Annotated in this window: 12 protein-coding genes and 2 pseudogenes; 11 read left to right on the top strand and 3 right to left on the bottom strand. The window is 48.0% G+C overall.

What is annotated here, in order from left to right:
* Window positions 1–53: 53 nt before the first annotated feature.
* Entirely contained in the window at window positions 54–785 is a 732-nt protein-coding gene (locus tag UL82_RS08885) for a FadR/GntR family transcriptional regulator (protein ID WP_046440504.1), read from the bottom strand.
* A gap of 460 nt (window positions 786–1,245) precedes the next feature.
* Between UL82_RS08885 and UL82_RS08880 the strand changes: the two genes are divergently transcribed.
* The 8 genes and pseudogenes from UL82_RS08880 (at window position 1,246) to UL82_RS08850 (ending at window position 9,999) form a co-directional block, all read left to right on the top strand.
* Window positions 1,246–2,859 carry an ABC transporter substrate-binding protein gene (locus UL82_RS08880; protein ID WP_046440502.1) on the top strand — a complete coding sequence of 538 codons (1,614 nt, stop codon included), beginning with the start codon at window positions 1,246–1,248 and terminating at the stop codon, window positions 2,857–2,859.
* A 57-nt stretch (window positions 2,860–2,916) separates the two neighbouring features.
* Window positions 2,917–3,882 carry an ABC transporter permease gene (locus UL82_RS08875; protein ID WP_046440500.1) on the top strand — a complete coding sequence of 322 codons (966 nt, stop codon included), beginning with the start codon at window positions 2,917–2,919 and terminating at the stop codon, window positions 3,880–3,882.
* A complete protein-coding gene (locus tag UL82_RS08870) occupies window positions 3,882–5,849 on the top strand; it encodes a dipeptide/oligopeptide/nickel ABC transporter permease/ATP-binding protein (RefSeq protein ID WP_046440498.1) in 1,968 nt (655 codons plus the stop codon). The genes UL82_RS08875 and UL82_RS08870 overlap by 1 nt, the downstream gene beginning before the upstream one ends.
* The gene (locus tag UL82_RS08865) at window positions 5,846–6,637 is read left to right on the top strand and encodes an ABC transporter ATP-binding protein (protein WP_046440496.1); all 792 of its coding nucleotides are present in this window, start codon (window positions 5,846–5,848) and stop codon (window positions 6,635–6,637) included. Before UL82_RS08870 ends, UL82_RS08865 begins: the two co-directional genes overlap by 4 nt.
* Window positions 6,638–6,747: 110 nt before the next feature.
* Window positions 6,748–7,592: pseudogene (efeU, locus tag UL82_RS08860) on the top strand (iron uptake transporter permease EfeU).
* A complete protein-coding gene (gene efeO / locus UL82_RS08855; protein ID WP_232009475.1) occupies window positions 7,593–8,585 on the top strand; it encodes an iron uptake system protein EfeO in 993 nt (330 codons plus the stop codon).
* A gap of 33 nt (window positions 8,586–8,618) precedes the next feature.
* Window positions 8,619–8,768 (top strand): hypothetical protein, encoded by a 150-nt coding sequence (locus tag UL82_RS11485; protein ID WP_232009474.1) that lies wholly within the window; start codon window positions 8,619–8,621, stop codon window positions 8,766–8,768.
* Window positions 8,765–9,999: pseudogene (locus tag UL82_RS08850) on the top strand (Dyp-type peroxidase). Before UL82_RS11485 ends, UL82_RS08850 begins: the two are co-directional and overlap by 4 nt.
* A gap of 25 nt (window positions 10,000–10,024) precedes the next feature.
* On the opposite strand, the gene UL82_RS08845 reads toward UL82_RS08850, so the two are convergent.
* Window positions 10,025–11,251: an Rv3212 family protein gene (locus tag UL82_RS08845; protein ID WP_046440494.1), complete on the bottom strand. Its 1,227-nt coding sequence runs from the start codon at window positions 11,249–11,251 to the stop codon at window positions 10,025–10,027.
* Window positions 11,248–12,615, bottom strand: a complete 1,368-nt coding sequence (locus UL82_RS08840; RefSeq protein WP_046440492.1) for a DEAD/DEAH box helicase — start codon at window positions 12,613–12,615, stop codon at window positions 11,248–11,250. The genes UL82_RS08845 and UL82_RS08840 overlap by 4 nt, the downstream gene beginning before the upstream one ends.
* 130 nt (window positions 12,616–12,745) lie before the next feature.
* On the opposite strand from UL82_RS08840, the gene UL82_RS08835 reads away from it, so the two are divergent.
* Genes UL82_RS08835 through UL82_RS08825 form a run of 3 tightly spaced genes read left to right on the top strand, consistent with a single transcriptional unit; the run spans window position 12,746 to window position 14,729 of the window.
* Window positions 12,746–12,973, top strand: coding sequence for a DUF3107 domain-containing protein (locus UL82_RS08835; protein ID WP_046440490.1), 228 nt, complete (start codon window positions 12,746–12,748; stop codon window positions 12,971–12,973).
* Window positions 12,974–12,976: 3 nt separating this feature from the next.
* Complete coding sequence (locus UL82_RS08830) at window positions 12,977–13,855, top strand: DUF3152 domain-containing protein (RefSeq protein ID WP_046440488.1); 879 nt, start codon at window positions 12,977–12,979, stop codon at window positions 13,853–13,855.
* 46 nt (window positions 13,856–13,901) lie between these two features.
* Complete coding sequence (locus tag UL82_RS08825; RefSeq protein ID WP_046440485.1) at window positions 13,902–14,729, top strand: TIGR02569 family protein; 828 nt, start codon at window positions 13,902–13,904, stop codon at window positions 14,727–14,729.

Raw genomic sequence — 14,729 nt, 5'->3', positions numbered from 1 at the left:
CTTGCCTTTGTCGTCATTTTTATAGATGCGCAGATTGCGCGTTCAGCTGATTTTTATGCAGTATCGTTCGGATTATTCTGCTCAAGTTTTGCATACCGGGCGATGCTGTTTCTTAGCGGCGCATAGTGCTTATCGACAAGTTTGTTGAATTTCTTTGCATTGCCGGCGTGTAGTGCTTCGACCATGGCTTGGTGGGCGTCGATGGTGTGTTTGACGTCTTCGGGTAGTTCGATGTTGAGCGGTGGTAGTACGGTCATGTGGACTTGCCAGAAGGCGTCGGAAAGTTCTTTTGTGAGAGGATTTTTGATGGGGGCGAGCAGGGTTTTGTGGAAGGCGCGGTCGTCGAGTGCGAAGCTTTCTTCGCGTTTGTGGTGTTCGCGCATGTTGTTGACCAGGTTAAGGAGGGGGGTGATGTCGCGTGATTTCCAGGCTTCGGCGAGTTCTTCGGCAAGGGAGTGGTCGATTGCGGCGCGTAGGTCGACAATGTCGAGTAGTGCTGTTAGTGAGGAGTCGGTGCTGAGTAGGACGCGCAGGATTAGTCCTTGGATTAGTGGATCAAGTGACATTTTGGAGACGTAGGTGCCGTGCCCGTGGCGGACTTCAACGATGTCGAGGGAGGCGAGTGTGCGCATGGCTTCGCGGATGGAGGAGCGGGAGCAGCCGATGATTTCGCATAGTTCTTGTTCGGCGGGTAGTAGATCGCCGGGGTTGAGGCGTTTGACTCGGATGTAGTCGACGATTCCGTCAAATGCTTTGGCGGCGGCGGTGGCTTTGCGGGGTGCCATCTGGCCTCCTTTGGGGAAAGAGATGTGGGTATCGGGGGTAGTTGTGATAAATGGGGGTAAGGCTGTTTATAGCCTATTACATGCAATAATCTTTGTTTAGGTTTAGTGTGACATTTCTTTTTCTAAAACTCTAGTTAAGGTCAGATGTCTGATGTACCCTTAAGGACAAGCTGATACATAATATGTCTCACAAGTTTTTAGAAATGTGATGCATCCTGAATCGGCGAGTTAAAAACAGACATGATCTAGACAAAGCAATACCCATTTTGCGTGGTTTCGGTCAATACACAAGCTAAGCATGGTTCGCCTATGCTTTACGACGAACGCCCACATCAGTGTTTGCCTTAGAAATATATTAGGGCAACATGTGGGCACTCGTTGCAATGCATAAGTCAATCGTGACTGTCGAAAGCCTGACGGAAAGCACGCGCAGTAAAAAGAAAGAAAAGGAAACACTGCTATGGCTAACGTTAGTCGTCGAAATTTTCTGCGTATGACTGGTGTCATTGGTGCAGCAGCAGGTTTATCCGCCACTGTTGCAGCGTGTGCCCCGGATAATCAATCTGGTTCTTCAGCTGGTAGCACCGGTGGTTCTGCGGGGACAGTCAATGAGGATGGCACAATTACTGCTGCTATTTCTTATGAGTTGGGCACTAATGGCTACGATCCGATGACCACCACTGCGGCGTTAACTGTTGCTGTTAACTGGCACATTTTTGAAGGACTGACCGAGATCGATCCAGTTACCGGTAAGGCTTATGCCGGGTTGGCTAAAACTTTGCCGCAGCCAGAAGGCACCACCTTTGATGTTAGCCTGCGTGATGGTGCGAAATTCCATGACGGCAGTGAGGTTACCGCCGAAGATGTTGTTTACTCTTTTGAGCGGGTGCTTGATCCAGAGAATAAGTCGCTTTATGCTTCCTTTATTCCATTTATCGAGAAGGTCGAAGCTAAAGATGACACCACGGTTACTTTCACCCTTGCATATCCGGTAGGCGTAGTAGCTGATCGCTTGAGTGTGGTAAAGATTGTGCCTAAGGCGATCGTCGAAAAGGATCTGGATGCTTTTGATGCCCTGCCAACCGGTACCGGCCCATATCGCTTGACCGATAATGGTGGTACGTCTAAGACCATCGCTTTTGAGCGTTTCGACGATTATTCCGGTGAGCGCCCGGCACGTGCAAAGAAGATGCAGTGGCAGATTATTCCGGATGCTTCTACTCGTATTAATTCTTTGCAATCGGGGCTTAGCCAGGCTGTTGATTCGGTGCCATATTTAAGCATTGACCAGTTAAAGACCACTTCTATGGTGGAGTCGGTACAAGGTTTTGGTTTGCTATTTGCAATGTTTAATAACCGTACGAGTAACCCGATGGGCAATGTACTTGCGCGCCAGGCATTCTTGTATGCAGTAGATATTGATACCGTCGTTAAGACTGCAATGAGCGATCAAGCCACCCCGGCTACTAGCTTCTTGCCCGAATCACACCCGAATTACTCGCGCGCAACCACGGTATATAGCTTTGATGTTGATAAAGCACGTGAGATGTTCAGCGAAGCGGGCGTTACCAAGATTCGCATGATGTGCACGGATCACGATTGGGTGAAAGCATGTACGCCATTAATCCATGAGTCGGTGCAAAAAGCGGGTGTCGAAGTGGAGTTCACTGAGCGTAAGAGTGCAGACCTTTATAATTTTGTTGATTCCAACCCTGGAGAATGGGATGTTGCTATCGCGCCGGGTGATCCAAGTGTCTTTGGTCAGGATCCAAACCTACTTATGAGCTGGTGGTATGCCGGTGATACCTGGACTGATACCCGGATGGGCTGGAAGGGACAGGAGTCCTATCAAAAGATGCAAGAGTTGTTATCGAAGGGACTTGAATCAACTGACACCAGTGCACAGCAGGATGCTTGGGATGAAGCATTTGACCTGATTAGTGAGACTGTCCCACTGTACCCGCTGTTCCATCGTAAGACCCCTACCGGTTGGAATGCGGATACACTTGTTGACTTCAAACCAATTTCGGTCACTGGTTTAAGTTTCGTGGGTGTAGGTACTACCGAAGGCTAAAAATATGCTTATCGACGTGCGGTTTTCCCGCGCGTCGAAATGCTTTCAGGAGTAAAAATGTCCAATCTTTTACGCTTGATCGGTCGTCGTTTGGTGGCTTTGCCGATCATGATTCTCGGCGTGACCTTCCTGGTTTTCTTTGTCATGTCTTTCTCCCCGGCAGATCCCGCTCGGCTTGCTCTGGGTGAGACCGCTTCACCGGAAGCGCTTGAAGCCTATCGGCAGTCGCATGGGCTTAATGATCCCTTGCTGGTGCGTTATGTTGATTTTCTCATGGGTATGTTGCGTGGTGATCTAGGTACAACCTCAGGTAATGCATCGGTGACTGATGTTATTGCGCGTGCTTTTCCGATTACCTTACAGCTGACTTTTTGGGGGCTGCTGATTGCCGTAATTTTGGCTTTGATTTTTGGTGTTGTCGCCGCATTATATCGAGATACTTGGGTGGATCAGCTTATCCGCGTGCTTTCTATTGCTGCACTAGCGACCCCAAGTTTTTGGTTGGCCATTCTATTAATTCAGTGGCTCGGGACGATCCCTGGTGGTTGGGGTATTTTTCCCGCTTTGGTTGCGCAATGGGTTAAGTTCAGCGAAAATCCGCAGGTTTATTTCAATAATATTTTCTTACCCGCACTTGCTTTATCTGTGCCGGTAGCTGGTTCGCTATCGCGGGTGGTTCGTACCGCAATGGTGGAAGAACTGGATAAGGATTATGTACGAACAGCCATTGGCGCAGGTATTCCTAAAACTGAGGTTGTGGCTAGAAATGTCCTGCGAAATGCATTGATTACTCCGATCACCGTGTTGGGCTTGCGCGTGGGTTATCTCATGGGTGGCGCGGTGATTATCGAGATTATCTTTAATATTCAGGCCATGGGACAGTTAATTTTGGATGGGGTGCAACGTAACGACGTTTTCCTCGTCCAAGGTGTCACCCTCACTGTGGCGATCGCGTTCATTATCGTCAATATTGCAGTCGACATGTTGTATGTACTGGTTAATCCGCGAATTAGGAGTATCTGATGCGCCGGAAGATAACAGAAAAACTTGAATCCCGTGCTGGTGGGCGCTTTGGTGGTATCGCGCAGTTGCCAGTGGCCTCAAAAATCGCTCTTGGCGTGCTCATTATTGTGGTCTTCGCTGCGGTTTTTGCCCCGTTGATTACCAGTTATCCACCGCAACAATCTGGTGTTCCAGTACAACCCCCAAGTGCGGATCATTGGTTTGGTACTGATGCTATCGGGCGAGATATTTTTTCTCGGGTGGTCTACGGTGCACGTAGCTCACTTATTATTGGTCTTTGTGCCACCGCGGCTGCCTTAGCCGTAGCAGCGGTACTTGGTTCAATTGCTGCCACTAGCGGCAAGGTTGTTTCGGAAGTCCTCATGCGTATCTTGGATATTATTATGAGCTTTCCTGGCATTGCCTTGGCCGCAGTGTTTGTTGCAGTGTTTGGAAATTCACTTGGTGTCTTGGTTTTTGCTATTGGTTTCCTCTATGTTCCGCAGTTATCGCGTATTGTGCGAGCTAATGTCCTGGGGCAATTTGGTGAGGATTACGTTTCTGCCTCAAAGGTAATGGGTGCAAGTATCCCACATATCTTGATCAAACAAGTAGCACGCAACTGCATTGCCCCGATTGCAGTTTTTGCTACCGTATTGGTTGCCGATGCAATTGTTTTTGAGGCATCGCTGAGCTTTATTTCCGCAGGTGTGAAACCGCCAGAGCCAAGTTGGGGCAATATTCTAGCCGATGGAAAACAGCTTCTGTTGTCGGGAATCTGGTGGCCAACCTTCTTTCCTGGTCTGATGATCCTTATTACGGTGCTCTGTTTAAATATTCTTTCCGAAGGCCTTACTGATGCTCTGGCGGCTCCGTCGCAACGCGGGGTCTCGGTAGAAGACAAGCCAGAACGTGCTGAGGAAGACACTGTAGCACTTGGCCAGACTACCTCTGCTGAAGCGGCTTTGAGTTTGCAAGAATCGTTAACTGCCTTACGTGATCATGAACGTGAAACGCATGGCCGTCAGGTTTTCACTGGTGATCCAACACCGCTTTTAGAGGTAAAGAATCTTTCTATTTCTTTCCCGGAAGCCCATGGTGATGTTCGTATCGTCGATGATGTCAGTTTTAGTGTGGCACCGGGAGAAACCCTGGGGCTAGTTGGTGAGTCAGGTTGTGGTAAGTCCATTTCTGCGATGAGCATTATGGGATTGCTACCTAAAACCGCCAAAATTGAAGGTGAGATTCTTTACGACGGAAAAAATCTTCTCGATCTTACCCCCGAACAACATAATGCGCTGCGCGGGCATGATATTGCGATGATTTATCAGGATGCATTAAGTGCGTTGAACCCGTCGATGCTTATTCGTACTCAGATGAAGCAGTTGACTCGCCGCGGTGGAAAGCGTAGCGCGGAGGAACTTCTTGAGTTGGTTGGTCTTGATCCCGAGCGAACCTTGAAGTCTTATCCACATGAGCTTTCTGGTGGCCAGCGCCAACGTGTGCTTATTGCTATGGCTTTAACGCGTAACCCGAGGTTGCTTATCGCTGATGAGCCAACCACAGCTTTAGATGTCACAGTACAAGCACAGGTTATTGATCTATTGACTGAGCTGCGCGATAAATTAGGTTTTGCCATGATTTTTGTATCGCATGATCTTGCTCTAGTAGCTCGGCTAGTACACAAGATTTCGGTTATGTATGCCGGGCAAATGGTTGAACAAGGTCTTACCAGTGAAATATTAGAAGACCCACGGCATGAATATACCTGTGGTCTACTTGGTTCGGTGCTATCTATCGAAGCTGGTGTGGATCGTCTTTATCAGGTACCGGGTACAGTTCCTAGCCCCCGGGAGTTTGTTGCCGGTGATCGTTTTGCACCGCGTAGTTCTCGTCCGACAGTGGGGTTGCATACTAAGCCAAAGATGCAGTTAATACCGGGCACGACGCACTCATATGCTGTCGCTGTTGAAGGAGAAAAGCCATGACAATTCCGGTGGTGGAGTTAAAAGATATCAATGTTATCCATAAAACTCGTACTGGAAAGCTGTTTCGTCCGGATACGGTGCATGCGAATAAGAATGTGAATTTCACAGCTTTCCGCGATGACGTTCATGGCATTGTTGGTGAATCTGGTTGTGGCAAATCAACACTGGCTAAAGTCATGGTGGGTTTGCAAAAACCCACCAGTGGACAGGTACTTTTTAAAGGCGAACCGCTGAAGGTACATGGTCGAGGCCGCAAGATAGTGGGGCAATCGGTATCGGTGGTGTTCCAAGATCCAGCCACTTCCTTGAATCCGCGCATGAGCGTGCGCGAACAACTACTTGATCCACTGCGTGTGCATCAGGTAGGAGATGATGCATCACGAGAAAAACGGGTAAAAGAACTATTGAGTTTGGTAGGGCTACCGCAGTCGGCTTTGGAGGTTTTACCTCGGCAAATTTCTGGTGGGCAGCGCCAGCGCGTAGCCATTGCTCGTGCCCTTGCTCTTGATCCAGATTTAATTATTGCCGATGAACCAACTAGTGCTTTGGATGTGTCGGTACGCGCACAAGTGCTTAATTTGTTGCTGGATCTCAAGCGGGAATTTGGGCTGGGTCTGGTGTTTATTTCACATGATATTAATACAGTGCGTTATGTTTCAGATCGTATTTCGGTCATGCTACGCGGTGAGATTATTGAATCGCAGGAAACTGAAGCACTGTTTAACCAACCAGAAACGGAATATACCCGTGAATTGCTCAGTGCAACCCCAAGTTTATTAGACACCTAAAGGTGTGTGGTAGATCACTTCGTCTGCGAAATATCTTAGTGATAGGTAAAAGGATTGGCTTGCTTAATTAAGCTTGCCCAATCCTTTTTTATTTAGTGAAAGGTTGCTTCATGTTTCTCGCGAACTTTCTCATCGCTCTTCGAGAAGGGGTGGAAGCCAGCCTTATTGTCGGCATATTAGTGGCCTATGTAGTTAACGTGGGCCGTCGTGAAGTACTGCCTAAACTGTGGCTCGGGGTAGTAATTGCTGCTTTAATTCCACTAGTTGCTGGTGCAGCAATGACCTTTGGTCCTTATACCTTGACCTCCAGGCACAAGAAATTGTTGGTGGGGTGCTTTCGCTTATCGCAGCTGCCATGCTGACGTGGATGATCGTGTGGATGAGTAGCCATGCTCGCCAGTTAGCTGTTAATTTACGTACCCAATCGGAAAAAGCCTTGGCACAGTCACGTAGCGGATGGCCAATTATTTGGATTGCAATTATCTCTGTTGGGCGAGAAGGGCTTGAAACCGCTATTTTTGTTTGGGCAACTGTTAAAGCGACCTCATCATCGGGTCTTTGGTTGCCTACACTAGGAGTCATCAGTGGTCTTCTGGTCGCCATTATTATTGGCTGGTTAGTTTATCGTGGTGGGGCGGGTATCAACCTGCGGATATTTTTTAATGTCACGGGTTTCTTGCTTATCTTTGTTGCCGCCGGCATTGTTTCTTATGGTATTGGCGATCTTCAAGAAGCAGCAGTTCTTCCCGGCTGGGGGATAACCGCATATGATTATTCCGCATTTTTTGACGGCACTATTGCCGGACTGCACCCTGATGCCTGGTGGTTCGTTTTATTAGAGGCAATGTTCAATTTCAATCTCAGCCCAACTTATTTACAGGTTCTCGGCTGGGTGCTTTATATCGGCATTATGGTGCCGGTATTTCTTTATCAGTTGCGAAAGAAAGAATCTTAAATGAACAAGTATGCTGTTATTTCTCTTGTTAGCATTACCGGTCTTGCATTAAGCGCTTGTGTGGCTAATGAACCAACAACGAGTACTGACTCAACTACTCATGAAGCTATTGCAGTAGAAATCAAAGATGATTCCTGTGATGTTGAGCTAAGTGAAGTAGCTTCCGGACAGCTTAAATTCCGCCTTAGTAATGCCGGCACTGTGCGCAACGAGTTTGAGATACTCGCTGAAGACCAGTTACGCATTGTCGGTGAGCGCGAAAATCTAGGACCAGGAACCACCACGGACTACACCTTGGTGCTTCAACCTGGAACCTATTACACCGCATGCAAAAAGAATATGGTTGGTCAATTGGTAGATGTCCGTGAATTTACTGTTACCCAAGGAGAAGAAATCCAGGTTAGCTCAGACACCCAAGAACTTATCGACGCTGCCATTACCAATTACACTGCCTATGTTCGGGATCAAGCTGGCCAACTTTTAGCGGCTACACAGGATTTTGCTGCGGTATACAAAGCCGGTGATGCCACAGCTGCTCGGCAAAGCTATGCTCCGGCACGGATGTTCTATGAGCGTATTGAACCAACTGCTGAAGCCTTTGGTGATATTGACCCGGCTTTGGATGAACGTGAGGCAGATTTCCAGGATTCAGCGGAAACCGATCAACGTGAGTGGACAGGGTGGCATGTCATTGAAAAAGATCTATGGGAAGGTGAAAAGTTTACCGAGCAAGAGCGAACCCATTATGCCGATCTCTTGGTGAAAGATACCCAGCAACTTTATGATCTGGTCTATTCCACGGACTTCGAGATCACCATTGCCGATATTTCTAATGGTGCTATTGGGTTATTAGAAGAGGTAGCTACCTCGAAGATCACTGGCGAGGAAGAAGTTTTTAGCCATACTGATCTTTATGATTTCCAGGCAAATGTCGAAGGTGCACAGGTTGCCTATGGCAATGTTGCTGAGCTGGCTCGGCTTACCGACGCGTAACTAGCTGATACGATCGAAGCTCGGTTTAAGTCTTTGGAAAACGAGCTAGATAAGTATCGTGAAGGTGACGGCTTTGTTAGCTATGAGACGCTCAACGATACCCAGCGTCGGCAGTTATCTGATCATGTTGATGCCTTGCGGGTACCGCTAGCAAAACTCACCGAGGCAGTGCTGACGGTATGAGAAACGTTTCGCGACGACACTTTCTCCTTGGTGGAGCAGGTGCACTAAGTACTGGCATGTCGGGTGCCTGCACTCAGGGCACTGAGGATGGCCCAACCGGTGAGGTAATTGCTTTTCGTGGTGAGCACCAGTCGGGGATTCTTAGTCCAGCTCAGCAACAAATTATTATGGTGGCCTTTGATATGGTTGCCGATCGTCGAAAAGATCTTATTGATTTGTTGAGCAAATGGACGATCGCTGCCGAAAGAATGCAAGCCGGGCAACCGGTGAATGATCCCAAGGTAAATGATAATGTTCCCCCAGATGATACCGGGGAGGCAATGGGGTTAACTGCCTCGAATTTAACTATTACTTTTGGTTTCGGACGCACTCTTTTCCAACACGATACCTATGGCGATCGTTTTGGTATTGCCCAGCGTATGCCTACGGTATTGGCGAACGGAATTCCGCGCATGGCGGCCGAATATTTAGATAAGGATAAAAGCGACGGGGATTTGGTTATTCAGATTTGCGCCGAAGATCCTATGGTAGTGCTGCATGCCATGCACCAGTTCAAACGCATTGCTTTTGGCACAGTAAGCGTGAAATGGATGCAACTTGGTTATGGGCGCACCTCTTCTACCTCAACAGAACAAGAAACTCCGCGTAATCTCTTTGGTTTTAAAGACGGCACCGCCAATATTAAAGCAGAAGATAATACGCAGGAATTAGCCAAACATTTGTGGATTCAACCTACTGATGATGCTCACTGGGCAGCAGGGGCACCTATTTATGCGTGCGTAAAATCCGCATGATGATGGAGGTGTGGGATGAGCTTATTTTGCGCGAACAAGAAGATATTATTGGCCGCGATAAACTCAACGGAGCACCGCTTTTTGGTGGCGATGAATTTAGTGCTTCCGATTTCCATATTCAGGCCGCTAGTGGTGAGTTAAAAATCCCGCTTGATTCTCATGTAGCTATTGTGCATCCGGATAATAACAATGGGGCGCGGATGCTGCGTCGTGGTTATAACTGCACTGAGGGACTTACTGAGTTGGGTCGGCTAGAAGCAGGACTGTTTTTTATTGCTTTTGTGCGAAACCCAGAAACAAATTTCATTCCGGTGTTAGCAAAAATGAGCGGTGATGCGCTGACCGAGTATCTTCAGCACATTGCCACCGGGTTATATATTGTTCCCGGTGGCATAGGTGAGCAGGATAGTTTCGTTGGCGAACGGCTTTTTAGTTAGCTAAGGTTTGCTGGGATCGTTGGTTTTAGGTTTTTAAAACCACGATCTCACTGCCTCGCTTTTCGACGATATACCCATTGTTCACACTTAATGAGATCGGACCGGTATAGCCGTGGCGATCAACAGCAATAGTGGATTCAATTTCTCCGGTCGTCCAATTCGCTACCGCAATACCCTGTGAAATTGGGATAAGTAGACGATCATTAGTAGCAGCACCTGCCCCCAAAACATTCTCAAAAATTTGACTGAGATTCAGCTTTGAGGGAGCAAAAAGATACAGACGCTGACCGTCAAACCAGGTCATATGATGAGGTAGATCGCCAGTTTGGGGAGTAAATAACCCACTAGTGGTATCAGCAAGTGGAGCCGGGGAAACTAGGCTACGCGCAGTTTGCTCATTGAGTTCGTTATAAGCAATGATCTCTGGGGTAGCACCGGATATATAAACTGCGGCCCCAGTTTGATTCACCGCAACTACTCGCGCTGGGTTGGTGCCAAGATCAAAATCTTGAATTATTGATGGTTCACGGGAGTCATGTGGGGTAGTTTTTTGCAGCCGTAACCAATAATGGTCGTCACACTGTTCAACTACGGCCAAGATTTCCGTGCGGGTAAGCGCAGAAGAAATAGTGCATTCTTCATGTGGTTGTTGCTCTGCTTCTTGTTTTATTGGTACATCGCCATATTCGACGGTACGTACGAGATCTGAGCGCCATAGTTCTACCCGTTCGGGGCTGACAATTCCTACTCGATCATTAGAGCTAATTGGCGCAACTTCATTGCTTGCACTTGCTGAACGTGTCGTAACATATTCGCCGGTAGCGCCGTGCACACTGACTACATCGCCGCAGCCGCGTCCACTGTGGAAATCCATAATGACGTTATCCCAGGCTTGTGAAAGGGAACAAAGTTGCCGATCCCTAGAGTAGTGCCATACTTCTTCACCATTTTCTGGGTTAATAGCGCGTATAGTCGAGGAATCCTCGGTGATCTCGGTTGAGATAATTAATCCATTAGAAATAATGGCACGCTGATTAAAAGGATCACCAGCAACCTGGAACACTTCGGTAGCAGCAGGTGCTGCAAAATTTACCTCGGTAGCATTAACCGTGATTGCCTCACCAGGTAGATGATCAACATTTCTACTAGGCGCGGTTGCCCACACTCCGGCAATACCGATCAGCGTGAGCGCACTTAAACCAGCAGTAATAGCTAGGTCGATTTTTGTTCGACGTAAAATGGGGGCTTTCATGATCGGCGTGGTCTTCTTCCTTTACGGCTATTGTGAGGGCTATTTTCCCGGCTGTCTTGGCTGCGTCGCGGTGCATTATCTTTTTTAGCACCAAAGCCACGTGCACCACCAAGAGCTGGTTTTTCTGCGCCGATACTTTCACCGGCGTCGTGTGGAATATCAAGAGCCTCAAAAAGCTCTGGTGACGTGGAAAACCATTGGGGTGGAACCGGAATCTCTAAGTTGTGCTCATCATTAATGAGCCCCCATTTATTCAGCTCATCGTAGCCCACCAAAGTTACCGCAACGCCTTTATTACCAGCGCGCCCAGTACGACCAATGCGGTGGACATAGGTTAGTGGATCATCTGGGGTCTGATAGTTAATAACATGAGTAACATCGTCGATGTCGATACCCCGAGCAGCAACATCGGTGGCAACCACAATATCTACTGCGGATTTCTTAAAAGCGGTAAGAGATCGCTCCCGTGCTTTTTGATCCATATCACCATGCAAAGCAGCAACAGAGAAGCCACGGGTGCCAAGATCAGTGGCTAATTCTGCTGCGCTGCGCTTAGTTCGGGTAAAGATAATAGTTTTTCCGCGCCCATGAGCTTGTAATATGCGAGCAGTTACCGCGGTTTTATCCATTCTGTGGGCTTGGAACACAATTTGTTCAATATCGGCATTGGTTTGTGAATCACCTATATTTTCGGCGCGAATATGCACTGGATGCTGCATAAATGCGCGCGCTAGAGTCAAAATTGGACCAGGCATGGTTGCAGAAAAGAGCATGGTTTGATGCTCATGGGTAAGTGCTTCCAATAGGCGTTCAATATCAGGTAAGAAGCCTAGATCAAGCATTTCATCGGCTTCATCGAGCACTAAAATAGCAACCTGATCGAGTAGCAGTGCCTTACGTTTATACAGATCTAGTAGTCGGCCAGGAGTTCCTACTACTACGTCAGTGCCTTTTTCTAAGGCTGTAAGTTGGTCGTCGAAACGCGTGCCACCATAAATTGTGGTGACCTTAACCGGGGTGTGTTTGGCTGCGGTAGTAAGGTCTTCGCCAACTTGTTGGGCAAGTTCTCGGGTAGGAACCACAATGAGTGCGCGGGGAGTGCCATCTAACTCGGCAATAGCAGCATCGTCGAAAACGCGATCAAGCAAGGGCACCCCAAAGCCGAAAGTTTTGCCCATGCCAGTGCGTGCTTGACCGATAAGATCGCGACCAGCAAGCGCAATAGGCAAAGTTAGCTCTTGGATTGCGAAGGTACGGTGGATGCCCTGCTCGGCTAACGCCTGGCAAATCTCGATGGCAACACCTAATTCGCGGAAGGTAGGTAATGCTTTTTTAGCGTCTTTTGTAGGCACAGCTACATACATTACCTTTCGGGAAAGGGAACACGATTTAGCGTTGGTTCGTTGTGTGTACAGCCCGTGTTTTCCACACGGGGAAAAGAAATTAAGATAAGTAAAGCTTTTAAAAAAGCTGCCATATTTTCAAGGAGCACCCATGGACATCAAAATTGGTTTCACCGACAACCCTCGTGAGTTGGTTATTTCTACCTCAGCAGCACAAGACGAGGTTGTTGCTCAGGTTAGTAAGGCGTTAAAAAATGATTTCGAGCTCTTTGATTTCACTGATGATCAGGGACGTCGTTATCTTATTCGCAATACTCAGATTGCCTATGTCGAGGTTGGTACCACTAATGCTCGTACAGTTGGTTTCTCGGGAGTATAAACAGTGAGATCAGCACCCAACGACAGTTTTTTTGTGCGCTTTGCACGTGATTATGGCTGGCGTGCCTACGCTATTCCAGTTTTAGCAGTGATTACTGTGTGGGTGCTTTTCGACGTTTTTTCCACCCCCACGGGTTCTCGCCAGGAATCTTCGGCAGCTCAGGCCTCGGTAGCACTGTCTGAATCAGCGGATTCATTGTTACGTGGACCAGATCCCGCGAATGGCCAGCCGCGGGTGATTCCGGCAACTGAGTTGCCAGCCGGTGGAGACTATACCGAAGCCGGTGAGGGCACCTACCGGGTGGTGGGAACACCTGGGGCACAAGGTGGTGATGGTAGCGAGCGTACTTTTACCTATGTGGTGGAAGTAGAAAATGGCATTGATACTGCAGGCTATGGTGGTGATGATGCCTTTGCCACCATGGTTGATGCCACCTTATTAAATCCAAAAGGGTGGACTGCTGATCGTCGGTATCGTTTTGAACATGTGGCTGCTGATCAAAACCCAGATCTACGTATTCAATTAAGCAGCGTGGAAACCACTCACAAGGCTTGTGGTAATGATATCGATATGGAAACCAGTTGTTTTTATCCCACCGAGGGGCGCGTAGTAGTCAATGAGTCGCGGTGGGTGCGCGGTGCTGCTCCATTCCAGGGCGATATTGGCTCCTATCGTCAATACTTGCTCAACCACGAGGTTGGTCATGGGATTGGCTATGCTGCGCATGTTCCTTGCGGCGGTAATGGGGAATTAGCACCAATTATGATGCAGCAAACACTGAGTCTTTCCAATGCAGAACTTTATGCGATTGACCCTGAAGAAGTATATGACGATGATGGTGCGGTGTGCGTAGCAAATCCATGGCCATATCCTTTTGCTTAGGATTTCTCGTGGTATTAAAAAGAGATAAGCGGTTAAGCTAAGTGTTATGAAACATTCGGAGTTGCCTCATCACGTGCGTGATAGTTTTCATGCACCCGATACTCCGGCACAACAATTAGGCGCAGCCTGGGATTATGGCTGGCGAGTTGGCGATATTGTTTTTTCGCAGGTGCCTTATCCTGATCGAGCCGGCTGGTCAGCTCGAATTAGAGAAAATCTGCAACCACATGGGTTGCGTATTGTTCGGCCAATACGCAGTACTGATGGTCGATTTGTTAATGACGGTTGGCGCGCTAATACCTATGTAGTAGGGGTATTAACTAAACGAGTAGATGAGACAGTTGTTGCCGCGCTTCGTCTTGATGAAGCTTTAGCCAAGGTTGAGGTTCCAGAATCTTTTGCACAGGTAGACCGTAACAATGTTTTCTCCATTGCTGATGCTTTAGCCTGGTCTAGTGATCCACTAGCGCAAATAGATAATTTGGATCCTATGGTGCCGGCTCATGAAACAGCGATTGCTTTAGTACCCAAGATTGTCAGTCATGTGCATCCTATTTCTGCATCACGTCAGGTAACTCATGCTGATATGTTTGCCACTACCATTTATGCGGGAAATAATGCTCCTACGGTAACCGATATTATTGGTGTGGCTCATCCACAGGGTTATACTGCTGCCCAAACAATTGTTGATGGGCTTTTATTTGAAGCCGTCGATCAGCAGATTATTCACCGTTTTGAGCACATACCGCATATCCGCCAGCTTTTATTGCGTAGCGTGCTTTATCGAATTTTTGTTCATGCTCTGCATCCGGAGGCTAAGTCGAACTCAGGAACGAATCTAGAATGGGTGGCAAATATCATCATGTCCACCTGA

Source organism: Corynebacterium kutscheri, from assembly GCF_000980835.1.
In the GTDB taxonomy this organism is placed as follows: domain Bacteria; phylum Actinomycetota; class Actinomycetes; order Mycobacteriales; family Mycobacteriaceae; genus Corynebacterium; species Corynebacterium kutscheri.
This window is presented reverse-complemented; position numbering and strand designations above follow the sequence as displayed.